The sequence below is a fragment of the Asticcacaulis taihuensis genome (assembly GCF_900100255.1).
GTDB lineage: Bacteria > Pseudomonadota > Alphaproteobacteria > Caulobacterales > Caulobacteraceae > Asticcacaulis > Asticcacaulis taihuensis.
The window spans coordinates 781,015-805,925 of record NZ_FMTS01000001.1; the positions used below are offsets into that span (position 1 = coordinate 781,015).

Annotated in this window: 28 protein-coding genes and 1 riboswitch; of the genes, 14 read left to right on the forward strand and 14 right to left on the reverse strand. The window is 60.7% G+C overall.

The features are described 5' to 3' along the window. The first annotated feature begins 39 nt into the window (after positions 1-39). From BLO49_RS03740 to BLO49_RS03780, 9 genes are all read left to right on the forward strand, one after another. A complete protein-coding gene (locus tag BLO49_RS03740; protein ID WP_090644332.1) occupies positions 40-687 on the forward strand; it encodes a DsbA family protein in 648 nt (215 codons plus the stop codon). 8 nt (positions 688-695) lie between these two features. Next, positions 696-1,319 carry a thioredoxin domain-containing protein gene (locus BLO49_RS03745; protein WP_090644336.1) on the forward strand — a complete coding sequence of 208 codons (624 nt, stop codon included), beginning with the start codon at positions 696-698 and terminating at the stop codon, positions 1,317-1,319. Positions 1,320-1,322: 3 nt separating this feature from the next. Next, positions 1,323-1,940 (forward strand): DsbA family protein, encoded by a 618-nt coding sequence (locus tag BLO49_RS03750; protein ID WP_090644339.1) that lies wholly within the window; start codon positions 1,323-1,325, stop codon positions 1,938-1,940. A gap of 112 nt (positions 1,941-2,052) precedes the next feature. Further along, positions 2,053-5,526, forward strand: a complete 3,474-nt coding sequence (smc, locus tag BLO49_RS03755; RefSeq protein WP_090644341.1) for a chromosome segregation protein SMC — start codon at positions 2,053-2,055, stop codon at positions 5,524-5,526. A 245-nt stretch (positions 5,527-5,771) separates the two neighbouring features. Then, positions 5,772-6,068 carry an AtpZ/AtpI family protein gene (locus BLO49_RS03760; protein ID WP_245678844.1) on the forward strand — a complete coding sequence of 99 codons (297 nt, stop codon included), beginning with the start codon at positions 5,772-5,774 and terminating at the stop codon, positions 6,066-6,068. A gap of 60 nt (positions 6,069-6,128) precedes the next feature. Next, complete coding sequence (locus tag BLO49_RS03765; protein WP_090644346.1) at positions 6,129-6,890, forward strand: F0F1 ATP synthase subunit A; 762 nt, start codon at positions 6,129-6,131, stop codon at positions 6,888-6,890. Positions 6,891-6,936: 46 nt separating this feature from the next. Then, a complete protein-coding gene (locus BLO49_RS03770) occupies positions 6,937-7,194 on the forward strand; it encodes a F0F1 ATP synthase subunit C (protein WP_090644350.1) in 258 nt (85 codons plus the stop codon). 61 nt (positions 7,195-7,255) lie between these two features. Next, entirely contained in the window at positions 7,256-7,936 is a 681-nt protein-coding gene (locus BLO49_RS03775; protein WP_090644353.1) for a F0F1 ATP synthase subunit B family protein, read from the forward strand. A gap of 4 nt (positions 7,937-7,940) precedes the next feature. Further along, positions 7,941-8,432: a F0F1 ATP synthase subunit B family protein gene (locus BLO49_RS03780; RefSeq protein ID WP_090644355.1), complete on the forward strand. Its 492-nt coding sequence runs from the start codon at positions 7,941-7,943 to the stop codon at positions 8,430-8,432. 61 nt (positions 8,433-8,493) lie between these two features. Here the strand turns inward: BLO49_RS03780 and BLO49_RS03785 are convergent, their stop codons facing one another. The 8 genes from BLO49_RS03785 to gcvT form a co-directional block, all read right to left on the reverse strand. After that, entirely contained in the window at positions 8,494-9,444 is a 951-nt protein-coding gene (locus tag BLO49_RS03785; RefSeq protein WP_090644358.1) for a cation diffusion facilitator family transporter, read from the reverse strand. A 111-nt stretch (positions 9,445-9,555) separates the two neighbouring features. After that, positions 9,556-10,005, reverse strand: a complete 450-nt coding sequence (locus tag BLO49_RS03790) for a hypothetical protein (RefSeq protein ID WP_090644359.1) — start codon at positions 10,003-10,005, stop codon at positions 9,556-9,558. 165 nt (positions 10,006-10,170) lie between these two features. Beyond that, entirely contained in the window at positions 10,171-10,554 is a 384-nt protein-coding gene (locus BLO49_RS03795; RefSeq protein WP_245678845.1) for a hypothetical protein, read from the reverse strand. Between the two features lie 153 nt (positions 10,555-10,707). Further along, positions 10,708-11,112: a PGPGW domain-containing protein gene (locus BLO49_RS03800; RefSeq protein WP_090644363.1), complete on the reverse strand. Its 405-nt coding sequence runs from the start codon at positions 11,110-11,112 to the stop codon at positions 10,708-10,710. Between the two features lie 79 nt (positions 11,113-11,191). Next, positions 11,192-12,730, reverse strand: coding sequence for an aminomethyl-transferring glycine dehydrogenase subunit GcvPB (gene gcvPB / locus BLO49_RS03805; RefSeq protein WP_090644366.1), 1,539 nt, complete (start codon positions 12,728-12,730; stop codon positions 11,192-11,194). Beyond that, positions 12,727-14,067, reverse strand: a complete 1,341-nt coding sequence (gcvPA, locus tag BLO49_RS03810) for an aminomethyl-transferring glycine dehydrogenase subunit GcvPA (protein ID WP_090644369.1) — start codon at positions 14,065-14,067, stop codon at positions 12,727-12,729. Before gcvPA ends, gcvPB begins: the two co-directional genes overlap by 4 nt. Before the next feature lie 153 nt (positions 14,068-14,220). Further along, a complete protein-coding gene (gene gcvH / locus BLO49_RS03815; RefSeq protein ID WP_090644371.1) occupies positions 14,221-14,598 on the reverse strand; it encodes a glycine cleavage system protein GcvH in 378 nt (125 codons plus the stop codon). A gap of 48 nt (positions 14,599-14,646) precedes the next feature. Beyond that, on the reverse strand, positions 14,647-15,792 hold the full coding sequence (gene gcvT / locus BLO49_RS03820) for a glycine cleavage system aminomethyltransferase GcvT (protein ID WP_090644373.1): 1,146 nt from the start codon (positions 15,790-15,792) through the stop codon (positions 14,647-14,649). A 107-nt stretch (positions 15,793-15,899) separates the two neighbouring features. Further along, a riboswitch (glycine riboswitch) is annotated at positions 15,900-15,988 on the reverse strand. A gap of 262 nt (positions 15,989-16,250) precedes the next feature. Here gcvT and BLO49_RS18350 point away from each other — a divergent pair. After that, positions 16,251-16,412, forward strand: a complete 162-nt coding sequence (locus BLO49_RS18350) for a hypothetical protein (RefSeq protein WP_170828193.1) — start codon at positions 16,251-16,253, stop codon at positions 16,410-16,412. Here the strand turns inward: BLO49_RS18350 and BLO49_RS03825 are convergent. The 4 genes from BLO49_RS03825 to BLO49_RS03840 form a co-directional block, all read right to left on the reverse strand. Continuing rightward, entirely contained in the window at positions 16,409-16,843 is a 435-nt protein-coding gene (locus BLO49_RS03825) for a hypothetical protein (RefSeq protein ID WP_090644376.1), read from the reverse strand. The two genes, BLO49_RS18350 and BLO49_RS03825, sit on opposite strands and share 4 nt — an antisense overlap. After that, positions 16,836-17,567 (reverse strand): NYN domain-containing protein, encoded by a 732-nt coding sequence (locus BLO49_RS03830; RefSeq protein WP_090644378.1) that lies wholly within the window; start codon positions 17,565-17,567, stop codon positions 16,836-16,838. The genes BLO49_RS03825 and BLO49_RS03830 overlap by 8 nt, the downstream gene beginning before the upstream one ends. A gap of 124 nt (positions 17,568-17,691) precedes the next feature. Then, positions 17,692-19,527: an arginine--tRNA ligase gene (gene argS, locus BLO49_RS03835; protein WP_090644381.1), complete on the reverse strand. Its 1,836-nt coding sequence runs from the start codon at positions 19,525-19,527 to the stop codon at positions 17,692-17,694. Between the two features lie 61 nt (positions 19,528-19,588). Then, entirely contained in the window at positions 19,589-20,260 is a 672-nt protein-coding gene (locus BLO49_RS03840) for a Tat pathway signal sequence domain protein (RefSeq protein WP_245678846.1), read from the reverse strand. A gap of 223 nt (positions 20,261-20,483) precedes the next feature. Between BLO49_RS03840 and ispH the strand changes: the two genes are divergently transcribed. The 3 genes from ispH to BLO49_RS03855 all read left to right on the forward strand — a co-directional run bounded on the left by ispH (position 20,484) and on the right by BLO49_RS03855 (position 22,794). Continuing rightward, a complete protein-coding gene (ispH, locus tag BLO49_RS03845) occupies positions 20,484-21,431 on the forward strand; it encodes a 4-hydroxy-3-methylbut-2-enyl diphosphate reductase (protein WP_090646089.1) in 948 nt (315 codons plus the stop codon). A 2-nt stretch (positions 21,432-21,433) separates the two neighbouring features. After that, on the forward strand, positions 21,434-21,886 hold the full coding sequence (gene rnhA, locus BLO49_RS03850; RefSeq protein WP_090644384.1) for a ribonuclease HI: 453 nt from the start codon (positions 21,434-21,436) through the stop codon (positions 21,884-21,886). A gap of 83 nt (positions 21,887-21,969) precedes the next feature. Continuing rightward, positions 21,970-22,794 carry a flagellin gene (locus BLO49_RS03855; RefSeq protein WP_090644386.1) on the forward strand — a complete coding sequence of 275 codons (825 nt, stop codon included), beginning with the start codon at positions 21,970-21,972 and terminating at the stop codon, positions 22,792-22,794. 7 nt (positions 22,795-22,801) lie between these two features. Here the strand turns inward: BLO49_RS03855 and BLO49_RS03860 are convergent, their stop codons facing one another. After that, a complete protein-coding gene (locus BLO49_RS03860) occupies positions 22,802-23,089 on the reverse strand; it encodes a TFIIB-type zinc ribbon-containing protein (RefSeq protein WP_090644389.1) in 288 nt (95 codons plus the stop codon). A 54-nt stretch (positions 23,090-23,143) separates the two neighbouring features. Further along, positions 23,144-23,674, reverse strand: a complete 531-nt coding sequence (locus BLO49_RS03865; RefSeq protein WP_090644392.1) for a gamma carbonic anhydrase family protein — start codon at positions 23,672-23,674, stop codon at positions 23,144-23,146. 364 nt (positions 23,675-24,038) lie between these two features. On the opposite strand from BLO49_RS03865, the gene BLO49_RS03870 reads away from it, so the two are divergent. Next, a complete protein-coding gene (locus BLO49_RS03870) occupies positions 24,039-24,809 on the forward strand; it encodes a PhoH family protein (protein WP_090644394.1) in 771 nt (256 codons plus the stop codon). Positions 24,810-24,911: the final 102 nt, after the last annotated feature.

Below are 24,911 nucleotides of genomic sequence, written 5' to 3' on the forward strand. Positions count from 1 at the left end.
CGGGACTGCCACCTTTCCAAACCATTTTCGGGGCTGAATATGCAAATTTCTGTCGGCAAAACCCTTCGTGTGAGCGGTGCAGTGGCCTTCATGGGCCTGGCGCTTCTGGCTTCCGGCTGCAGCAAGGGCGGCTCTGCCGGCGCGGTCGCTGCCGATGAAATGTCGATGGGCCCGGCCGACGCCAAGGTGACCGTCATCGAATACGCCTCGGTCGCCTGCCCGATCTGCGGCCATGTCAATGAAACCGTCATGCCTGAGTTCAAAGCCAAATATATCGACAGCGGCAAGGTACGTTATGTCTACCGTCCGATGATGACCGGCAATCCGGCCGTGGCCGCCGCCGGGCACATGCTGGCCGAATGCGCCGGCAAGGACAAGTACTTCACAGTCATAGACCAGGTCATGCGCTCCCAGGAAGCCATGGGCGGCGAGGAAACCGGCTACGCCAATGCCCGTCCGGTCCTGTTCAGCATCGGCCAGTCCCTCGGCATGTCGGAAGACGCCTTCAACAAGTGCATCACCGATGAAAAGGGCCTGAAGCGCCTGAATGACCTGAACCAGCAATATATGACCAAGGACGGCGTCAACGGTACGCCTACCTTTGTTATCAACGGCAAGAAGCTGGACCGCATTCCGCTGAATATCGGTGATTTCGACGCCGCTCTTAAGCCCGCGCTCAGCAAGTAAGGACCGACATGATTTCCTCCAGACGGACTCTCCTGGCCCTGACCACCACAGCCCTGCTTCTGGCTGGCTGCGGCAAAACGATCAAGCCGGTCGAAGGCGATATGAGCCTGGGCGCTGGCGAAAATGCCAAGGTGACTCTGATCGAATATGCCTCGGTCACCTGCGCCCACTGCGCCGAGTTCAACAAGGACGTCATGCCCGAACTGATGGCCAAGTACATCACGCCGGGCAAGATCCGCTATGTCTACCGCGAATTCCTGACCGAGCCGCGCGATGTCTCGGCGGCCGGCATCCTGCTGGCCCGCTGCTCGGGCAAGGAAAACTATTTCAAGGTCGTCGATGAAATCATGAAGGCCCAGGGCGAGATGTTCGGCGACGGCACCACCACCAATGCCCTGCCCGTTCTCAAGCGTATCGGCGCCTCGGTGGGCATCAAGGACGACGCCTTCAACAAATGCATCACCGATGAAAAGGGCCTGGCGCGCATTCAGGATAATGTCGATAAATACCTGAAGGAAGACGACATCACCGGCACGCCCACCTTCTTCATCAATGGCAAGCGGTTCGAGCGCAAGACCGGCACCATCGCGGACTTCGATGAGGCTTTCGCGCCCCTGCTGGCGGGCAAGTAACCCATGATCCGGCGTTTTGCGGCGGCGGTCCTGGCTGCTTTTCTTTTTGCCCCCCTGGCTCAGGCGGCGGATCTTTCCCCGGCGCTGGTCAAGGTCACGCCCACGGATCATGTCCTGGGCAGCGCCAAGGCGCCGGTCACGATCATCGAATATGGCTCGGTGGCCTGCCCGGCCTGCGCCAGCTTTAATGAAACCGTCTTCCCGCAGCTTAAGGCCAAATATATCGACACCGGCAAGGTGCGGTATGTTTTTCGCCCCATGCTGACCGGCGTGCCAGTGATCGCCGTGGCCGGTACGCGCATGGCGGAATGTGCCGGCCCCGGCAAATATTTCGACGTGGTCGATGCCGTCATGCGCGGCCAGAGCGAATACTATGCCTGGGGAGAAAGCAATATCATCGCCCAGCCGATCCTGGTAAAGATCGCTGCATCTTTTGGTCTGTCGGAAACGGCCTTCAACGCTTGCGCCGGCGACGCCGCGGGCCTCGCCCGCCTGCAGGCGGCGCATAAGTCCGCCATCGAGTCGGGTATACGCAGCACGCCCAGCCTGTTCGTCAATGGCAAGGAAATGGAACGCCACGACCTCGACAGCCTGGAAGCTGCTATCAAGGCCACGAAGTAGCTCATCCACAGGAATTAACCCTGTCTTGCGCAAAGTTTCTTGACGCTCACCGTTCTGCTATGAAGGTGTTAGAATCATTGTGGCGCGCCAAAAAGGCGAATTGGGTTCATCCTTGCACTTTCAGAAGATCAAGCTTTCAGGGTTCAAGTCCTTCGTCGATGCGACCGAGTTCCGCATCGATCCGGGCCTGACCGGCATTGTCGGGCCGAACGGCTGCGGCAAGTCGAACCTGCTTGAAGCCCTGCGCTGGGTCATGGGCGCCACCTCCGCCAAGGCCATGCGCGGTTCCGGCATGGACGATGTCATTTTCGCCGGCTCGGACAAGCGCCCGTCGCGCAACTGGGCGGAAGTGACCCTGACCATCGACAATTCCGAACGCCTGGCGCCGCAGCCTTTTACGGATCAGCCTGTCCTCGATGTCGCCCGTCGTATCGATCGCGGCGCCGGCTCCTCTTACAAGATCAACGGCAAGGAGGTGCGCGCCCGTGACGTGCAGCTTCTCTTCGCCGATGCCTCTACCGGCGCCAATTCACCGGCGCTCGTCCGTCAGGGGCAGATATCGGAACTGATTGCCGCCAAGCCGCAAAACCGTCGCCGCGTGCTCGAAGAAGCCGGCGGTGTTTCCGGCCTGCACACCCGACGCCATGAGGCCGAACTGCGCCTTTCGGCGGCCGAATCGAATCTGTCGCGCCTCGATGATATCGCCCGCGAACTCGACAGCGCTCTCTCCCGCCTCAAGCGCGAAGCCCGCCAGGCCGACAAGTACAAGAAGATTTCCGCCGAAATCCGCGCCCTGCAAAAGGCGATCCTGCACGCCAAGTGGCTGGAGGTGCGCGCCCTGCTCGAAGGCGCTGTCAGCGACATGCAGGCGCAGAGCCAGCGGGTCGAGACCACGGCCCGCGCCGCTGCGGTCGCGCAAACCGCCGCCCTGAAAGCCGCCGAGGCCATTGCGCCCTTGCGAGAGGAAGAGGCCGTGGCCGCCACCGTCAACCACCGGCTCAACATTGAAAAGGAACGCCTCGACCTGGAAGAAAAGCAGGTCGCCAGCGAGATCGAGCGCCTGAAGGGCGATATCGCCCGCCTGAAAGGCGACTTCCAGCGTGAAGTCGATCTGTCATCCGATGGTTCATTGCAGGTCGAGCGCCTGCAATCGGGCCTGGCGCGCGTGCAGGAAGAAATCGCCAGCGCCCCCTCGCGTGAGCCGGAACTGAAACGCGCGGTCGAGGCCGCCGAAGCTGAGCGCGTCAAGGCCGATCAGGCGATCGAGGCCATAGCCGCCGAGCAGGCCGCGCAGGTCGAGCGCCAGCGCCTGGAAGCGTCACGTCTGGGAGAAGCGAAATCACGTTTTGACCGCCTGAGCCAGCAATTACAGACGGCACAAAATGACCGCAAGGCCCTGGGCACCTTCGATTACAGCGCGCTGGACGGCCTGAAGGCGCAGGCCGCGACGGCACAAACCGATTTAGAGACCGCCCGCAAGGCCGCCGAGGAACTGGAAACGGCCCGTCCGGTTCTGGCCAATGCCGAGGCGCAAAGCCGCAAGGCGATGCGTGACATAGAGGATCAATTGGGCCGCCTGACCGCCGAGGCGCGCGGTCTGTCGCAGATCCTGACTACCGTACGCAAAGAAGGGGCCCCTGTTCTGGATGCGGTGCGCCCCGACAAGGGCTATGAACTGGCTCTGGCAGCGGCCTTAGGCGATGATCTCAATCTCAGCCTGTCGAAGAAGGCGGTGCAGACCGCACTCGCTTTCTGGAGCGAGGATTTCGAAAGCCAGGCGAAAGCCATCGATATGGCTGCGCTCGGCGTGACGCCGCTCAGCGTCAATGTAAAAGCGCCGGCCGCCATGTCCCTGCGCCTTTCTACTATCGGCGTAGTCGCACAGGCCGATGGCGACCGCCTGCAAAGCCAGCTTCCCATCGGCGCGCGCCTTGTTTCCAAGGAAGGCGACCTGTGGCGCTGGGATGGCCTGATCGTTCGCGCCAAGGCGCCCAAACCCGCCGCCGTCCGTCTGGCCCAGCGCACGCGCCACGATGAACTGGAAACCGAGATCGACGGACTGAAACCGAAGCTGGAAGAGGCGAAAAAAGCGCAAGCCGCGGCCGCAGAAGCCCAGCGCGGACATGAAGACAGCCTGCGTAACGCCCGCAATCGCCTGCCCGACTTGGAGCGGACCTTACGCACCCGCCAGAACGATCTGGAAAACCGTCTGCGTGCCCAGACGCAATACGAGGCCCGGCTGGAATCACTGGAGGCCACCCTCGCCCGCCTGACCTCCGAACACGCCGAAGCGAAGACGGCCTACGACGCCCTGCTGGCCAGCCAGTCGGCCGCGCTCGACACCGATACCATGAAGGCACGACTGAACGATGCCCGGGCGCTTGCCGACAGCCACCGTCAGGCGGTGATGCGTGCCCGCGCCGATCTCGATCAGGATGCCCGTGACCGTCAGGCCCGCGAAGCCCGTGAACGCACCCTGACCCGCGAACTGACCGACTGGAGCCGGCGTACCAGCGAATCCGCCGCCCGCCTGCTCAAGCTGGAAAAAGACCAGGCGGCGGCGCAAGCCGCGCTGGAGGCCGCTCAATCGGCGCCGCGTGAGTTTGAAAGCAAGCGGATATCATTGGTCGATTCGCTGCAAACTGCCGAAAAGCGCCTCAGTGAAGCCCGCGACAAGCTCAACGCCGCCGAGGCCGAGCGCCGTGACGCCGATATCGATGTCCGCGCCCGCGAACAGGAAGCCTCGGCCGCCCGCGAAGAACGCGCCGGCGCCACCGCCCGTCTTGAAGCTATCCAAGGCAAGGCCGCCGAGATTGAAGCCGTCATCCTCGACCAGACGGGCGGCACACCTGACGATCTGGGCAAACGCCTGAAAGAAGAAGCCATCGCCACGCCGGCCGACGCCTCCGGCGCCGAATCGCTTCTGTCAGGTCTGGAACGCGAGCGCGACCAGTTGGGCGCGGTCAACCTGCGCGCCGAGGAAGAAGCCACCGAATATGAAGGCCGGCTTGACACCCTTTCCAAGGAACGCGCCGACCTGACCACCGCCATCGCCAAACTGCGCGACGGCATCGACGAGTTGAACGCCGAAGGCCGCGAACGCCTGTTGGCGGCCTTCGAGATCATCAACGAGCACTTCAAAACCCTGTTCGTCACCCTGTTCGATGGCGGCTCAGCCGAATTGCGCCTGGTCGAATCGGATGATCCGCTCGAAGCCGGCCTCGAAATCTACGCCTGCCCGCCGGGTAAGCGCCTCTCGACCATGAGCCTGATGTCCGGCGGCGAGCAGGCTTTGACCGCCACGGCCCTGATCTTTGGCGTCTTCCTGGCCAATCCGGCGCCCGTCTGCGTGCTGGACGAAGTCGATGCCCCGCTCGACGACGCCAATGTCGACCGCTATTGCCGTCTGCTGGCCGAGATGCGCGAACGCACCAAGACGCGCTTCATCGCCATTACCCACAATCCGGTCACCATGTCACGCATGGATCGCCTGTTCGGCGTCACCATGTCAGAGCGCGGCGTGTCGCAACTGGTCAGCGTCGATCTGTCGCAAGCGGAAGCCTTGGTGGCTGAACACGTCGCGTAGCGCGCTTATAAACGATAAGTTCGACGGTATAAGCTGCTCGGCTATATTATAAACGGCCTTCTAACCTTTTCGCGTCGCAAAAAATGATCTTGGAAAACCGCTGACAGCGTTGTTTTCTATTTTATTTCAAACAACTCCACTTTGTGCCGCGCAATTGCTTGACCTTTGAGTGGCACTTGAGTAGGTTCCGCGCCGTTCTTAGCCGGAATAACGATCCCTGTTATTCCGCCTGCCAGGTGCCAAACGTGACAGATGAACCACCCGATAAGTCCTCGGATCAAGACGAACTCAACGATCTTGACAGGCGGCTGAAGGCGATTGAAGCGCGCAAGCGCAAGACGCACGATGTCAGCGGCGAGGTCGGCGCTAATCAGGGCTATCAGGCCCTGGGGGAGCTGCTGGGGGGGATTCTAGGCGGTCTGGGACTTGGCTGGCTTAGCGACCAGTATCTTCACACCCGTCCGTTTGGGGTGATCATCGGCGCTATTCTGGGCATGATTGTGGCGGTCTATGCGATCGTCCGGTCAGGTCAAAAGAAATAGGCTAGTCGTCAAATTCGCCCGCAAGGGCACATGAAATTGTCTAAAGAGGTTTTGGGGCTTATGGCCGATCCGTTACACCAGTTTAAGATTGAGAAGATCGTCGAGCTCCCCACCTTTCATATCGGCGGTGTGCCGGTGGACCTGTCGATCACCAATTCGGTCATGGCCATGCTTATCGCCGTTGGCCTGACCTGCCTGTTCTTCCTCCTGACCACTGCCCGCGCCAGCATCATTCCTGGCCGCGGCCAGGTCATGGCGGAAGGCGTTTTCGGCCTGATTGACGACATGGCGGATTCGATCATCGGCCACGACGGCAAGCAGTTCCTGCCCTACGTCCTGACCCTGTTCCTCTTCATCCTGAGCTGTAACCTGCTCGGCATGTTCACCTATTTCACCGCCACCTCGCAGATCGCCGTCACCCTGACGCTCGCCGCCATGACCATTTTGCTGGTACTGGCCGTCGGCTTCATCCGCAATGGCCTGGGTTTCTTCAAGCTGTTCGTGCCGTCGGGCGTGCCCTGGTACATCCTGATCGTGCTGGTGCCGATCGAAGTCATCGCCTTCATCATGCGCCCCGTGACGCTGACGCTCCGGTTGTTCGGCAACATGCTCGGCGGTCACATCGTCATGAAGGTCTTCGCCGGCTTCATTGTCACCGGGCTGACCCTGGGCGGCCTCGGCGCCGTAATCGGCCTCGCCTCGATGGGCACCATCGTGGCGCTCACCACCCTCGAATTCCTGGTCGCCTACCTGCAAGCCTTCGTGTTCGCGGTTCTGACCTGCGTTTATCTCAGTGATGTGGTCAATATCGGCCACCACTAGGTTCTTCTTTCAATCTGTCCCTTTCCAAACTCGGAGTTAACACCCCATGGACGTTCAATCTGCAACCCTCATCGCCGGCGGCCTCAAGTACATCGGCGCCGGTCTGGCGACCCTCGGCATGATCGGTGCCGGTATCGGCCTCGGCATCCTGTTCGGCAACTACTATGTCGGCGCCCTGCGCAACCCTTCGGCTGCCAAGACCCAGCAGACCAACCTCTTCATCGGCATGGCGCTGACCGAAGCCCTCGGCATCTTCGCCTTCGTTATCGCGCTGCTGATCCTCTTCAACGCACCGTCGCTGTAAGTTGAAAACTGGCTACCGGCGCGGGCTCATCTGCGCCGGTCACAGGTTTCAGGAATAAGATATGACAACCGCTACCTCACCAGAGGCCACCTTATCTGCTGACGACGCCACCGGCGCTTCGTTCTCGGCCACGCCGAGCGTGACCACGGTTGCCACCCTGGTCCCGGGTCAGGCTGTTGCCGAAAGCCAGCTTCCCGCCCATGACGCCCACGCGACGACCGAAACGGTCGGTGCCGAAGGCCAGCATGAGGCCAAGGAAGGCGGCCTGCCACAGTTGAATACCGACCATTGGGCCGGCCAGATGATCTGGCTCGTGGTGATCTTCCTCGTCTTCCTGACGCTGATGGCGAAGGTCTTCGTGCCGCGCCTGCGCACGGTCATCGACACGCGCGGCGCCACCATCGCTGAAGACCTGGCCAATGCCCGCGCCAACCGCGACGAGGCCGAGGCCCAGGCCAAGCAGGCAGCCGCCGAAACCGCTGAAGCCCACGCTGCGGCCCGCAAGCTGGCGGCCGAGGCCCTGGCCCGTTCCAATGCCGAAGTGGCTGCCGCCACCGCCGCCGAGGACGAAAAGCTGGGCAAGCGTCTGGCGGAAGCCGAAGCCCGTATCCGCACGCAACGTGACGAGGCCATGAGCCATGTCAGCGATATCGCGCAGGAAACAGCCTCGCTTCTGGTTCAAAAACTGACCGGCAAGGCGGCCACGGCCGCCGCGCTCAAGTCCGCGCTCGGAAAGGTGTAAGGCTATGGAAATGCTTACCGAAGCCGAATTCTGGGTCCGCGCCGCCCTGGTCCTCTTCTTCCTCATCCTGTTCGTCGCCAAGGTGCCGGGCAAGCTGTGGACGTCGCTGGGCGATACCGGCAAGGCCGTTCGCGCCGAGCTGGACGAGGCTGTCCGCATCCGCCAGGAAGCGACCGACCTGCTGAACAGCATCAAGGCGCAGCGTCTGGCTTCCGAAGCCAAGGCCCGCGAACTGATCGCCTTTGCCGAGGAAGAAGCCGCCCGCATGGCCGCCGAAGCCCGCGTCAAGCTGGAAGAGACCATCAGGCGCCGCGAGGCCCTGGCCGAACGCAAGATTGCCCAGACCGAGGCCAATGCCACGGCAGACGTCAAGTCCACCGCCGCCGATCTGGCCGCGCAACTGGCCGAGCAGATCCTGCTCGATCAGGTCGCCAAGGCCAAGACCGATACGCAGGTCGACAAGGCGATCGGCCAGCTCGAAGGCCGCTTTAACTAGGGTGCGAAGCCCCCTAGACCCGCAACTCGACAGCGTTTGCTGAAAGATTACAGGCTCGGAATTACGGTTCCGGGCCTTTTTCTATGCGCGCAACGGCAGCCTCGTAAATCTGCGGCGTCTGGGGTTTGACGAACAAGGAAGCGACTTCGGGATAGGCTTTACGGATAGCGGCTTCCATATCCGCCACAATGCGCTCTACCTGGGTGATCGTCAGCCCATCCTCGAACTCCAGACTGAGCGCCGCGACCACCTCCGTGGGCGCCATGTGAGTGGTCAGAAGGCCATTGACGCGCAGGACGCCGTCCATACCTTCGACAAGGCGGATAATCCCCGTCTGCATGACAGGATCGGCACGTTCACCGATCAGCAAATCCTTACTTTCCTTCGCGAGGAAAATGGCCACAGCCGCCAGCACCAGGCCAATGAGCAGAGAGCCTATTCCGTCGAAACGCGGTTCATGGAAGGTCACCGAAGCCCAGGTGGCAGCGAGCGCAATCAGGATGCCCAGAAGGGCCGCGCTGTCTTCCAACAGGACCATGAATTTCGGTGGGTCCTTGCTGTCGATAATGGCCTTGAGATAGCTCTGGCCGCCCTTCTCCGCCCGCACCGACCGGACAGCCACCCACCACGACCCGCTTTCAAACAAAAGCGACAGCCCCAGCACGATATAGTTGATGAGCGGCCGTTCCATCGGTTCCGGATTTTGCAGGTGGACGATGCCTTCATAAACGGACACCCCTGCCCCGACCGCGAAGATCAGCAGAGCGACGACAAAGCTCCAGAAGTACAATTCCCGGCCGTAGCCCAGCGGATGGGCCTCGTCCGGCTTACGCCGTGAGCGATGCATCCCATAGAGCAGAAGCATCTCATTGCCAGTATCCACGAAGCTGTGAATCGCCTCCGAGAGCATGGCGGACGAACCGGTCATGGCCGCTGCCACCGCCTTGGTGACGGCCACCAGAATATTGCCGATCAAGGCGGCGAACACGACCTTGTTTGATTCGGATGCCATGCCGTCTCCATGAATGGAACTTTCGGCGTAAAGCGCCTGGTGTAAGGATTCAATGAGACAGCAAAAAGCCCTCCGGTTGGACCGAAGGGCTTTCAAACTTATTTGCTGTTTTTAGACCGTCCGCGGCTTGCGGAGAAATCGTCGGCGGATGCCAACCAACTGGCCGCGTCCCCTCAGGATCAATCGCTCGAACTTGAGCACCTGCTGCCAGAAGATCGAGACGACCTGCGGATTGCGGCGCAGCAGCTTGCGCAGCGGCATGACCCAATTGGGATGACGGCGCTTGAGATGGATGAACTGACGGCGTGCCCAGAACGCGTTGCGCAGGATCATGATCAGGCCGACGAGGATCAGGAAATAGTGACCGGGAATGATGATCAGCAGGAAGCCCGCCGCAAGGAAAACAAAGCCGAGCGCAATCATGATCCAGCCCAGCGCCTTCTTCGAGAAGCGCTTGGCGGCCCGCTTCACCGAGCGCGCCTTCGCCTTCCAGTCACGCGGACCGGACTTGGCGGGAACCAATGATTTATGGGGCGCGGGCGCGCCATTTTCACTCGACATTTTGCTTATCTGGACGCCTTGTCACGCCCCACCAACTCTAAATTTTTTGCGACGCAACATAACGTCCTTGGCCTCATATGGAGAGGCAATACGGCAATGTAAAGGCTCGTCCTGAATATCCGGTGAATGTGGAGAAAATTTAATTTCCCCTGCGTTATCCGGGCATCAGGCCGCGTCCTCCGAAGCGCGTGAAGACCGCTTCCTGAAAAGAGATTTCACGCCCTGCTTTACGCCCTGACGCGAACTCTGCATGAAACGGAAGCGACGGGGCATCAGTCCGCGCTCAACGCGCAGCCCCTGTAGCCAGACCAGAGAAATCACCTGGGCGCCGGGCCGCAGCATGGCGCGCACCGGACCAAGCCAGCGTGGATGCGCCCTGACCTGGCGCATGAACTGACGCTTGATCCACGTCGAACTGCGCAGCAGCAGGATCAGTCCCAACAGCACGAACGGCACACCGAGCGGCCCCGGCAGGGGCGCCAGGACAACCCCGAAAGCCATCAGCACCATGCCGGCCAGGCTCATGAGCAATTTCAGCAGTATCGCCATTTTCTCGTCCAGACGCTTTTCGGAATGAAATGCGCCCGCCTTTGTTTGTGCCACATATTATTGACCGCCTCGGGCGACCTTGGCATCTATATAGGTAGACAGAGATCAAGAAACGATGCGGCACCCTGCCACAGATCGTCATTTGGCCATCACTTAATATGACAGCAGTTTGCGCGGTTTGTGAGCCGTCAAGGCCGCGGGCTTCGGACGCGGGCGGCGATTGCGCAGGATCGCCTTCAGGTCGTGACGGAAACGATAGAGAAAACGCCGCTCCTTGGGCAGGACACGGCGCTCCAGGCGCAGGGCCTGAAGCCACAGCATGGCGACCACCTTGGCGCCCGGCCGCAGCATGGCGCGCAATGGCCCCAGCAGTTTTGGGTGGGCGTGAACCAGCTTGACGAACAGCCGCTTCACCCACATCGAGCTTCTCAGCAGGATGATCAGGCCCAGCAGGATAATGGGCACGCCAAACGGCCCCGGCAGCGGCGTGATTACCACCCCGACCGCCATCAGCACCACACCCAGCGCCGTCATCAGCAATTTGAAGAACACTGTCATGATATGAAGATGGGATGGACCTCGCCGGAAGTCCATCCCATCTTCGCCTTTCGCGCGATAAAAAGTGGTTAGCCGGCCGTTAAGTGTAGCTCAGGCGCGGCGCACGTGCGGCGCGGGTCTCGTCCAGGCGCTTGGCGGGGGCCAGATAAGGCGCGCCCTTGAAGCGGGAAACGTCACCGGCTTTAGCGGCCTCGGCCAGGGCGCGCAGCACGGCGATAAAGCCGTCCAGCTCGTCCTTGGATTCGGTCTCGGTCGGCTCGATCAGCATGGCGCCATGAACAACCAGCGGGAAGTACATGGTCATCGGGTGGAAGCCCTCGTCGATCATAGCCTTGGCGAAGTCGAGCGTGGTCACGCCGGTGCCTTCCAGCCAGGCGTCATCGAACAGAGCCTCGTGCATGCACGGCCCTTCCGGGAACGGCACGCTCATCAGGTCCTGCAAGCTGGCCTTGATATAGTTGGCATTCAGCACGGCATCCTCGGCGACCTGCTTGAGGCCATCCGAGCCGTGGCTCAGCATGTAGGTGAGTGCGCGGATGAACATGCCCATCTGGCCATGGAAGGCGCACATGCGGCCAAAGTTTTGCGCCGATACACCTTCATCGTGCTCGACCAGATCGAAACCCGAGCCATTGGAAACCACCCAGGGCTTGGGCGCGAACGCTGCCAGCGCTTCGGACAGCACCACCGGCCCCGCGCCCGGACCGCCACCGCCGTGGGGCGTCGAGAAGGTCTTATGCAGGTTAATGTGCATGGCGTCGACGCCAAGGTCGCCCGGACGGACGCGGCCGACGATGGCGTTGAAGTTGGCGCCGTCGCAGTAGAAATAGGCGCCGGCTTCGTGGGTGACGCGAGCGATCTCGACGATATCGCGCTCGAACAGGCCGCAGGTATTGGGGTTGGTCACCATGATGGCGGCGACATCCGGGCCGAGCTTCGACGCCAGGTCAGCGACATCGACGCGGCCGTCCGCGGTCTGCGCCACTTCCCTCACGGTGTAGCCGACAAAAGCCGCGGTGGCGGGGTTGGTGCCGTGGGCCGAGGTCGGCACCAGCACGGTGCGGCGATGGCCTTCGCCCTTGGCCTCGTGAGCGGCCTTGATGGCCAGCAGGCCACAGAGTTCGCCGTGTGCACCGGCTTTCGGCGTGAGGGCGACGGCTGGCATACCGGTCAGGGTTTTCAACCAATGAGCCAGCGTATCCATCAGGGCCAGAGCGCCCTGCACCGTCGAAACCGGCTGGAGCGGATGAATATCGCCAAGACCCGCCACGCGCGCCATCTTCTCATTGAGGCGCGGATTGTGCTTCATCGTGCAGGAACCGAGCGGGTAGAGCGCCAGGTCGATGGCGTGGTTCTTCTGCGACAAGCGCACATAGTGACGCATGGCTTCCGGCTCGGTCAGGCCCGGCAGGGAGAGATCGTTGCGCAGCAGTCCATCGAGATCGGAGGCATCAATCGCGACATCAGCGAAATCAACGCCGGTGCGGCCATAGTCGTCCTTCTCGAAGATCAGCTTCTCGGATTGCAACAGACCTTTGCCACCGAGCAGGGTCTTGAACGAGGTGGTTTCAACCGTGATTTCAGGGGCGCTGGGGCGGCCAACATTATTCATGCTCATTGGGCGACCTCCTTAAGCGTGGCGACAAGGGTAGCGATATCGGCATCCGAAACGGTTTCGGTCACAGCTACGATCAAATGGTTCTCAAAGCCGGGTTCATTTTGCAGACGGGCGAAAGGTACGCCGCCAAGTACGTTCTTCGCCGCCAAGGCTTCCACCACTGCAATGGCAGGTTTCGCCAATTTGACGGTGAATTCATTGAAGAAACGCGGGGTGACGATGTCAAAGCCGGCGGTTACCAGTTGATCCTTCAGAGCGTGGGCCTTGGCGTAGTTGATCTTGGCCACGCGCTTCAGGCCGGTCTCACCCAGCAGGCTCATGTGGATACTGAAGGCCAGCGCACAAAGCCCTGAATTGGTACAGATATTTGAGGTCGCCTTGTCACGGCGGATATGCTGCTCGCGGGTGGAAAGCGTCAGCACGAAACCGCGCTCGCCATCGGCGTCGACGGTCTCGCCGCACAGGCGGCCGGGCAACTGGCGCAGGTACTTTTCCTTGGCGGCAAACAGACCGACATAGGGGCCGCCGTAGGAGAGCGGCACGCCAATTGACTGGCCTTCGACGGCCACGACATCGGCGCCCATTTCGCCGGGCGATTTCAGCAGGCCGAGGGACATGGCTTCGGTGACGACCACGATCAGCAGGGCGCCGGCAGCCTGGGCGGCCTCAGCGATCTTTGTAACGTCCGTGGCGGTGCCGAAGACGTTCGGGGTCTGGACGACAACGCAGGCGGTGTTGGCGTCGATATGCTGCAACACATCGGCTTCATTATCGACGGCCACGGCGCAGGCTTCGGTCTCGATACCGACGGCGTGGGCCAGGGTCTCGACCGTTTCGCGGTAATGCGGGTGCAGGCCACCGGAGAGCACGGCCTTGTTGCGCTTCGTCACGCGGGTCGCCATCAGCACGCCTTCGGCGGCCGCGGTCGAGCCGTCATATAGCGAGGCATTGGCCACCGGCATACCGGTCAGGCGGGCAACCTGGGACTGGAACTCGAACAGGACCTGCAGCGTGCCCTGCGCGATTTCCGGCTGGTAGGGCGTGTAGCTGGTCAGGAATTCCGAACGCTGGATGATATGATCCACGGTCGCCGGGATATGGTGGCGATAGGCGCCGGCGCCGACAAAGAACGGCACCTTGGCGGGCGATACGTTCTGGGCGGCGAAGGCGTTCAGTTGCGCCTCGACTTCCAGTTCGCCGGCGAACTTCGGCAGGTCGACCGTGCCTGAGCGGCGCGCCGGTTCCGGCACATCGACAAACAGGGCATCGATCGAATCGACGCCGATCTTTTCCAGCATGGCGGCGCGGTCATTCGCGCTCAGGGGGAGATATCTCATTATAAATCCTGCACTTAAGTCCCCTCTCCCCTCCTGAGGGGAGAGGGTTAGGGTGAGGGGCGATTCCACTGGCGTTCGGCCCCTCACCCGGCTTGCAAGCAAGCCACCCTCTCCCCGCAAGCAGGGAGAGGGGCAAAGGGCAGCCCGTTAAATTTAAAGCGTCGCCAGATAGGCTTCGTAGGCGGCGCGGTCCATCAGACCGTCCAGTTCCGAAGCGTCGGCCAGCTTGATCTTGGCGATCCAGCCGCCGGCTTCCGGCACGGCATTGATAGTTTCCGGCGCCGACGACAGCAGGTCATTGGCTTCGATCACTTCGCCCGACACCGGGGCATAGACGTCAGAGGCGGCCTTGACGCTTTCGACGACTGCGAAGCTGTCGCCCTTTTTCAGAACCTTGCCGACTTCCGGCACTTCGACGAAAACAACGTCGCCGAGGGCTTCAGCAGCGTAGGCGGTGATGCCGACAAAGGCTTCATTGCCCCCAGATTCGGGAGTGACATTGACCCATTCGTGGTCTTTGGTGAACTTCATGATCTTACCCTTTTTAAGTTGCGCTACCGCTTCGCTGCTTGAGCGCGGTTAAGCTTTAGGTTTGCGGTGATAGCCGTTGGCAACGAACGGCAGAGAGACGATTTCTGCGGCATATTGGCGGCCGCGGGTTTCCAGTTTCAGCCTGGTGCCGATGGCCGAAGCGGCGGGCGGCACATAGCCCATGGCGATCGAATAGCCGAGCGACGGCGACGGCACGCCGGAAGTGACGACGCCCAGTTCGGCGCCATTTTCACTGACGATCCTGGCGCCTTCACGGGCGGGCGGACCTTCGAGCACGCGGATGGCGACGCGGACACGATCAAGCTTGCCGTCGAGCTGGGCGCGCAGGCGATCGATGCCCCTGATGTCGCCACGCGTCAGACGCGATTTGTTCATTGCAAAGCCAAGATTGGATTCGACCAGCGTGTAGCCGGCATCCATTTCATGGCCATAGAGCGGCATACCGGCTTCAAGGCGCAGGCTGTCGCGCGCACCCAGGCCGATCGGCTTGACGATGGGATTGGACAGCAGTTCGTCCCACAGGTCGGCGACGCGCGCAGCCGGGAAGCTGATCTCGAAACCGTCCTCGCCGGTATAGCCGGAGCGCGAGATATAGGCGACTTCGCCCAACAGCTCAAAAGTGCCGCATTCCATGAAGTACATCTCAGTCGCTGCCGGGCAGAGTTCGGTCATGACGTCCTTGGCCCTGGGGCCTTGCAAGGCCAGCAGGGCGCGGTCGGTCAGGACTTCGAACTCGACATCAGCGCCGGTTTCGTCATTGGCGATAAAGTCGGCGATGATATCGAAATCCTGATCCTTGCAGGCGGCATTGACCACCAGCATGAAACCTTCGGCAAAGGGGCGCGAAACCATCCAGTCATCGAGAATGCCGCCCTCTTCGTTGAGCAGCAGCGAGTATTTCTGCTTGCCCTGGGGCAGGATGGCGAAATCGGTCGGGGTCAGGGCTTCGAGCACAGCGATGGCGCCCTCGCCGCTCAGGCGCGCCTGGCCCATGTGGGAGACGTCGAACAGCCCAGCCTCGACGCGGGTCCACTTGTGCTCGGCCAGCACGCCCTCATATTTGACCGGCATGTTGTAGCCGGCAAAGGGCACCATCTGGCCGCCCAGCGCGACATGCTGGTCAAATAAAGGAGTATTCTTGAGGGAATCGCTGTGGCTTTGGTTTTCTGGCATGGGGGCTCGCAGACGGTTTGAATACGTTCTGCCCCCGCTGTCCCTTTTAGCCTGAGAGATTTGCTCCTTCGGCGAGAACCTCCAGGGTTCTACTTTCCAGCGTTTTAATGTGTCTTGCGGTCCGTTTGCCTGAGCGTTTCCGGGGCGGTTGCGCCTTCGGCGGTGTGAGCGTCACACTCTCTCCCGCGAGTCTTTTCGCTTGTGCGATAGGCGGCGTTAAGAGTCAAGGCGATCACATCGAAATTGTATTGCCGAGCAGTACAATCCAAAACGCTGTCTATCACGCGGCTGCCCTTCTATCAGTTGTCACAAGCTTTGTGACAACCAAGGCAGATGGCGCAAAAAATTTTAATTGGCATGAATGAATCGGCGGAATTCGCATTTCGGTTAATTTAATCAGCCACTAACCGCAGAACACTTTTAAGAATGATCGTCTAACCACTTCAACAGGTTTCAGTATGTCTAATTTTAATAATTTTAAAAAGCGCACTTCGAAAAAACACAATGAAAGTATTGGCATTAAATTAGGACATATATTGCAAGGAACCGCTGAAGGAAAATATGGAATTACCGCATTGGTGGTTATTGTCGCCATGATACTTTGGAAAGCTTTTTCTTAGCTCAGCCAGTGCACTGCCCAGAAGACCAACAGGGCCGCAATTCCGATCACCAGACCGGCCAGGACCAGCATCACCGTCAGACTGGTCAGCTTCTGCGACAATGGCACCGGCTCGTAAGAATAGGCGTCCGCTGGCCAGACCTTGCTTTTCGCCAACGCCTTCAGTTCACCGACCGTGAAATCACGATAGACTAGGCACTTATCCGGCCACAGCCACCAGAACGGACTGACCTTCTGCTCCGCCGGCGGCTTGACGCCATGAATGGCCAGCAGGGTCAGCATGTCGTCGATATAGAAGTCGGTCGTGGCATTGTCATCGAGATCGCCGAGCACCCAGGCGTCATCGCCGCGCGCCTTGAAGGCCGCCAGGCATTCGGGCGACAGGCGCGTTTCCAGCAGGTCGTACAGACCGCGTTCAAGCGACTTAACCATTATTGACGATAAGCTTCAGATGACTTTTGACGCGCACCTGCGGCGGGTCATAGAGTTCCGGCCGCGGCACAACTTCCTTGCGGCCCAGGAAGCGCTGTTTGTATTTCGCCATTTCCGGCAAGAGCGACGCCTCCAGGTGGTGGGGTTGGATTTCGACGCATTGATCGGCAATGCGTTCGATATGGCGATTATGATAGCGTCCCGGCGGTGTGACAAGCACCAGTTTTTTCTTGGGAAACCGCTCTTTCAGATAGCGCGCCGTGGCGGCGTGGTCGCCATCGGCCGTCACCAGATAGCAGATATCGAACAGGTCATCCTCGGCATCGGCGGCGATGGAGAGCGCCAGATTGACATCGCCCTGCTTCTCGACCGATATCTGCCACTTGTGCCCGCAACTGTTGCAGCCATCCATGGCGTGGATGAAGTGCCCCATGCGGCAGATCACGCCCTGCCCTTGCAGCGCCTTCATGTAATCCTCATGACGTTGCAGTTTCAAGCGGTGGGTCGGCGAAAAGGCCGAGCACCAGACCACGCGTTTCACCGCTTCGGACTTCGGCGCGATGGCACGGCCGAGGGCCTTTAAGTTCAGCCATTTGAGATAGGGGCGCTTGTAGGCATCGACGGCGTGGTAGAGGTTGAAGCCATCGTAGTAGAAGGCGGCGCGCTTGCGGAAGAAGGGCAATGACCAGCCGCCTCCCGAACCTGTCTCCCGCCCCTTGGCCATGATCGCGAACCCACCCGTTAACGCCTTGGTAACAATAAACCTCAGTTACGGGCGTTTGTCAGCAGGTTTGTTTACACTGCCGAATTACGGGTGCAGGGCTCGGCGTCCCCGGGCCGTGCCCCTGCTACATCTGATCCGGTGCGCTGAGGCCCATCAGGTCGAGACCCAGTTCGAGTTGGCGCAGGGTCAGGCTGACCAGCCCCAGACGCGAGGCCTTGAGCGCGGCATCTTCGCCCACCAGCACCGGACAGGCGGCATAGAACTTCGAGAAGCCCTGTGCCAGACGATAAACGTGATCGGCCAGGATATTGGGCGCACGCTTGAGATAGGTTTCCTTCAGGGCGTTATCAAAGCCATCGAGCAGCAGCACCAACTCACGTTCGGCCGGTTCAGCCACGGCGATCAGACCGGCCGCCAGCCCTTGCTCGCCCGCCTTGCGCAGGATCGATTTCATCCGCACCGCCTGATAGAGCAGGTACGGCCCGGTCTTGCCCTCAAAGCTCATGAAGCGGTCGAGATCGAAGATATAGTTAGTGAGACGGTGGTTGCTGAGTTCGGCGAATTTCAGTGCCGCCACGGCGACCTTGTGCGCCGTATCGGCAAAGGCGTCTTCCGAGAGCCCCTCGCCCAGACCAGCCTCGTGCAGGCGGGCATTGGCCTTTTCGACCGCCTGGCTGATCAGGTCGCCCAGCTTGAGCGTACCGCCGTCACGCGTCTTGAAAGGCGTGCCGTCCGGGCCATTGACCGTGCCATTGGCGGCATGCTCCAGCTGACCTTCCTGCGCGTAGCCGGCGAGATAAGCCGTACGGAAGACCTGCTCGAAGTGCTCGGCCTGACGCTGATCGACAATATAAAGACTGAGATCGGGGCCGAATTCCTTCTGGCGCTGGACGATGGTGGCAACGTCAGTAGTACCATACATGGCCGAGCCTTCGGAAGAGACAGCCAGCAAGGGCGGCGGGCTCGGCACTTCGACCACCGAACCATCATCCAGCTTCTTCTTGCGGGTCTCGCCGGGGCGCGCAACGTGCACCACCTGGGCGCCATTGTCTTCAACCAGCAGCCCCTTGGCCTTCAGGTCGGCGATCATCGGCTCAACATAGGGATCAGCGTCGGATTCGCCGTACCACAGGTCGAACTCGACGCCGAGGGCGGCATAGTCACGCTTCAGGGCCTCGCGGCTGACCACCACGAAATGCTGCCACAGGGCGCGATAGCCCGGCCGTCCGTCCTGCAGTTCCTTGGTGGCCTTGCGGGCGGCGGCCAGAAAGTCGGCGTCCTTCGCCTTGATGCGAGCACTCGATTTCGGATAGATGCGGCCAAGATCGGCCAGGGTCACAGGCGATTCCGCCGGATATGGCCCCGTGAATCCGGCATCGAAATACGGCAGGTCCGGCTGTTCTTCGGAGAGCCCAACGATCAGTTGGCCCATTTGCAGCCCCCAGTCGCCGAAATGGGCATCGCCGATGACCTCGTCGCCAAGGAAACGCAGGGTGCGCTTGAGGCTTTCACCGATCACCGCCGTGCGCAAATGGCCGATGTGCATTTCCTTGGCAACGTTGGGGCCGCCGAAATCGATCATCACCTTGCGGCGTTGCGCCACCTTTGGCGCGCCGATACGCGGGTCCGACGCTAAGGCATTGGCGCGATCCGACAGGGCACCATGCGACAGGGTGAAGTTGAGGAAGCCTGGCCCGGCAATTTCCAGCTTGTCCAGGCGGGTATCGCCATCAAAATGGCTGGCGATCTTGGCAGCCACTTCGCGCGGATTGGCCTTGGCAGCCTTGGCCACGGCGAGCGCGCCGTTGCACTGGAAATCGGCCAGGTCGGGGCGGTCCGAAGCATTCACGCGGCCGACCGAGGCATCGAAGCCTTCCGCCACAAAGGCAGAGGCCGCGCTGGCGCTCAGTTCGGTCTTGAAGTCACGGGACTCAATAAAGGCTTCGGTAAAGGCAGGCATGGCGGTATCCGGGGGAAAACTTCCGCCGTAATAGGGGCTCGCCGCGCCTAAAACAAGACGCTTATTGCGCCGGCTTTTGCTCGGTCGGCGTCACATAGCGGAAGTGCTTGCCCTCGCGGTTGAACTCGGCCATCTGCGGCGTCACGTCGAAACCGATCAGCACCTCGAAATTCGAGCCGGAAATGGTGATATCCTTGCGCGGGATATAAATGCCTTCCAGGCGCGTATTCACATCGACCCGCTGCTGGCCTTCGGCGAAGGTGACCGGCAGTTCAAATTCCTGCTTGGCCAGAACGGTCTTGTCGCGCTCGGTGACAGCGATCCAGTAATGATAGACATTGGTCTGGCCTTCCGCCTGCGGTCCGCGGCCGAGGGAGAAGCTGATATCCATCCCGACCTGGATCGGATCGGTGCCCTGATAGGCGCATTCCGACTGGATGCCGTTGATTTCGCCGGTCCACATGGCGGCGGCGGTCGTCTGCACATCATTCTTGAACTGGTGGTAGCGCGCCGCGTCATAAAGCACCTTGACGTAGGGACACGGCCCTTCGGCTTTCTGCTTCTTAAGGCTCAGTGAGCGGTTGCCCCACTCCTCATCCTTTTTTTGCCGATCGGCCGCAGCCTGCTGATCGTCGTCCGCACCGCCACCACGTCCACCCATCTGGGCCATGGCGGCGCCGGCGGAACCGCTGAGGAGCACACCCAGGCAGACCCCGGCCCAAATACGGCGCATAACAACTGACATAGGCGTGAAGATCCCCAACAGCAATAAGATGAACGAAGCGGCTTGCAAGCGAAGCGCATCCTTAACGGATGTGTAGCGTCTTGAAATCACTTTTCAAAGGGTTTTATGGAGGACTTGCGGCCAAAGTGCGGCGGACGGGCTTCGGATGTGTTATGTGGAAGGGGCCGGATTACATGTGGCAGAATCCGCCGAAAAGACCTATGTGAGCCATATGAACTCCGAAGTCCGTCCTTTGAAAGTCTATCTCGCCACGCCGCGCGGCTTCTGCGCCGGTGTCGACCGCGCCATTCAGATTGTGGAGCGCGCTATCGAACGCTATGGCGCGCCGGTCTATGTACGCCACGAGATCGTGCATAACAAGCATGTGGTCGATCGCCTGAAGGGCCTGGGCGCCGTGTTCGTCAAGGAACTGGATCAGTGCCCGCCCGATCGCCCCGTGGTCTTTTCAGCCCACGGCGTGCCGAAATCAGTGCCAGCAGACGCCCAAAGCCGACAGATGTTCTATCTCGACGCCACCTGCCCGCTGGTCTCCAAGGTCCATGTCGAGGCCGAACGCCATCATAATGAAGGCCGCGAGATCATCCTGATCGGCCATGCCGGCCATCCGGAAGTTATCGGCACAATGGGACAATTGCCCGAAGGCACGGTCAAGCTGATCGAAACGGTCGAGCAGGCACGCGAATTCGTGCCCGCCGATCCTGAGAACCTGGCCTTCGTCACCCAGACCACCCTGTCAGTCGATGATACGGCGGAGATCGTCGGCGCCCTGCAAGCGCGCTTCCCCAATATCGCCGTGCCGCACAAGGAAGATATCTGCTACGCTACCACCAATCGCCAGGACGCGGTCAAGCAGGTCTCGGCCGATTGCGACCTGGTGCTGGTGATCGGCTCGGCCAAATCGTCCAATTCCCAGCGCCTGGTCGAGGTGGCCCTGCGCGGCGGGGCGAAGGCCGCCTATCTGGTTGACGACGCCTCCCATGTCGAATGGTCGTGGTTTAATGGTGTCGATACGCTCGGCATTTCCGCCGGGGCCTCGGCGCCGGAAAACCTGATTGAGGAACTGGTCGCTGCCGTTTCCGCCCGTTTCGACGCCGAGGTGATCGAGAACAACGGCGTGCGCGAGACCGTCACCTTCAAACTGCCCAAAGCCGTCGCCTGAGTATGACTGAACGCGCGCATGTCACCCTCTATACGGATGGCGCCTGCAAGGGCAATCCCGGCCCCGGCGGTTGGGGCTGCATCCTGATGTCCGGCTTGCACGAGAAGGAACTCTACGGTTACAACCCCAGCACCACCAACAACCGCATGGAGCTGATGGCGGCCATCGCCGGGCTGGAAGCGCTGAAAAAACCGTGTGACGTCAAGCTATATATTGACAGCCAGTATGTGCTGAAAGGCATGACCGAGTGGATCAAAGGCTGGAAGGCGCGCGGCTGGAAAACCGCCGACAAGAAGCCGGTGAAGAACGACGACCTGTGGATCAGGCTCGATGCCGCCGCAAAACCGCACAAGATCAAATGGATCTGGGTCAAGGGCCACGCCGGCAACGAACTGAACGAACGCGCCGACCAACTGGCCAACAAGGGCATTGAGGAAGCACGGGCACGGGCATAATTATTTCCGTATCTTTAACCTCCGTTAGCCCTGTCATGACATGATGCGCCCTGACAGAAGGTCATCGCAGCGCAGGTTCAGAAATGAACTCCATCAACACCAATATCGGGGCCATGATCGCCCTGCAGAATCTGAACGCCATCAACCGCGATCTTCAGACGACGCAGAACCGCATCTCGACCGGCCTGAAGGTGGCCAGCGCCAAGGATGACGGCGCCACATGGGCCATCGCCCAGAGCCAGCGCTCGACTGTCTCATCGCTCGATGCCGTGAAAGAGTCCCTGTCGCGCAATTCGTCCGTGGTCGATGTGGCCATGACCGCCGGGGAATCAGTGTCCGATCTCCTGACTCAATTGAAGGAAAAGGCCCTCGCAGCTTCGGATACGTCGCTCGATTCCACCGCCCGAAGTGCGCTGAAGAACGATTTTGTCGCCATCCGCAACCAGATCACCAAGACGCTGGCCACCGCCGGCTTCAACGGCATCAACCTGCTGAACGGCTCCAAGACCTCCATCGCCGCCCTGGCCAATGCCGAAGGCACCAGCCGGCTGACCGTGGCCGCGCAGAACATGTCGCTGGGCGGTTCCATCGTGACGCTCGGCGCCAATGCCGATTTTTCGACCGCCACCTCGGCTGCGGCCCTGCTGAGCACGCTCGATTCCTCGATCAATAATGTCTCGGCGGCCCTGGCCCGGCTCGGCACCTCGTCAAAGGCGCTGGATAATCACCTGACCTTTATCGGCAAGCTTCAGGATACGATCACCGCCGGCATCGGCAACCTGGTTGATGCCGACCTGGCGAAGGAAAGCGCCAGGCTGCAATCCTTGCAGGTGAGACAGCAACTGGCCATTCAGATGCTGTCATTCTCCGCACAGTCCCAGTCGTGGGTGCTTAGTCTGTTCCGATAGTAAGCGGTCAGTCGAAATCGAAGATATCGCCGAAGTCGAAGCGCTTCTTTTTCTTCCGGTGCGAGAAATCCCGCCCCTCATAACGACTGTCATAGTCGTCATCCCGCCGGGCACGCGGCTGGGCCGGCGGCGGCAGCGGAATATCGCGGTCGTCTTTTGACAGGGCAATCAGCTTTTCCAGTTCGCCGCGGTCCAGCCACACACCCTGACATTGGGTGCAGATATCGATCAGTATGCCTTCGCGGATGACTTCACGAAACGATCCCTGGCAGACAGGGCAGATCAGGGCCGGCATGGCAACTCCTTCAGGTAAGCCTATTCCTCTGACATGGAACTATAAAATCCAAAGTCAAGGGCGCACCTTCAGGTCCCGTTTAAAGCGACGCCAGTTACGGACATAATGCGCCGCCGAATGGGTCAGCCTGCCGATCTGCTCCGGCGTCAGTTCGCGCGCCACCCGCGCCGGCTGGCCGATCAGCAGCACGCCATCGGGGTATTCTTTTCCCTCCGGCACCAACGCGCCGGCGCCGACAATGCTGTTCCGGCCGATCTTCGCCCGCGCCAGGATCACGGCGCCGATGCCGATCAGGCTGTTGTCGCCAATCTCGCAGCTATGGATCATCGCCTTGTGGCCCACAGTCACGTCATCGCCGATGGTCAGCGGCAAACCGTCATCCGAATGGAGCACGGCACCGTCCTGGATATTGCTGCGGGCACCGATGGTGATTGGATCATTATCTCCGCGCACCACAGCGCAGAACCAGATGCTGGCATCTTCCCGAAGCGTCACGTCCCCCATCACATCGGCCGAGGGCGCGATCCAGAAGCGATCATCCGCAGGCAGGTTTGGCGTCTTGTCACCCAATGCGTAGATAGCCATGAACGCCTCCTTTTCCGATTGGTTCTTTATGACGCATTTGCGAAATTATGAAAGTGATCGGCGCAATTAAGATATCGCTAACCAAGCTCGGCGAATCTGATAGCGTCATCACAGGCAGGGGAATCAGTACGCCCCTTCCGCGATCGGCATCAGACTTAAAGGTTCCAGCCTTAGAGGTTTAACAGTGGCAGTCCGGGTTGCGTTTTCATCCCTTGCTTCTCCTCCACCGCCCCACGGCGATGATGGCCCTTCTTATGGCCCTTCCGGCGGCTGCCGAATCTCCTCCCCCAACCGCGTATCCCGTAGACAAAGGCGAGCCACTTCCGGCGTCGCCTTTTTTCATGTTCTTTTTTAGGAGCCCACCATGACCAAGCGAGCCGCCAAACGTTTCATGCGCGAAGGCAATCTGGATGCGGAGCAATTCGCGCCGGATACGAAAGTGCGCCGTATGAATGTGCATGGTGCGGGCATCAATAATGGCTGGTCGCCGGCCAATGAAGAACGTGATCAGTCCTATGTGAAGACCATCAAACCCAAATCCGAGGGCCAGGCGGCGCTTATGGCAGCCATCGACGAGAAGAACCTCGTGCTGGCCCTCGGCCCCGCCGGCACTGGCAAGACCTACCTCGCCATTGCGAAAGCCGTGGAAGCGCTCGAAGCCGGCAAGGTCGGCCGCATCGTGCTTTCCCGCCCCGCCGTCGAGGCCGGAGAATCGATCGGTTTCCTGCCTGGCGACATGGAGGACAAGCTGGCCCCTTACCTACGTCCGCTTTATGACGCCCTCACCGATCGCCTCAGCATGAAGCGCGTCAAGGCCCTGATGGCCGAGGGCCTGATCGAGATCGCCCCGGTCGGCTATATGCGCGGCCGCACGCTCAACAATGCCTTTGTGGTCATCGACGAAGCGCAGAACTGCACCTATGTCCAACTCAAGATGCTGCTGACCCGCCTGGGCTGGAACTCGACCATGGTGGTCACCGGCGATCCTCACCAGTCCGACCTGCTGCCCGGCATTTCCGGCCTGGCCGACGTAGCGGACAAGTTCGAGGCGGTTGAGACCATCCAGGTGGTCCGGCTGAAGGACAAGGACATCGTGCGTCACCCGCTGGTGGCGCAGATGTTGGGCGTGCTGTAGGCGCAGCAAAGCGCTCAAACGGAAACGGCGGGTCGTTCGACCCGCCGTTTTTTTGTGCTCCGGCAAAAAGAAAAAAGCGGCGAGGTCATCCTCGCCGCTTTC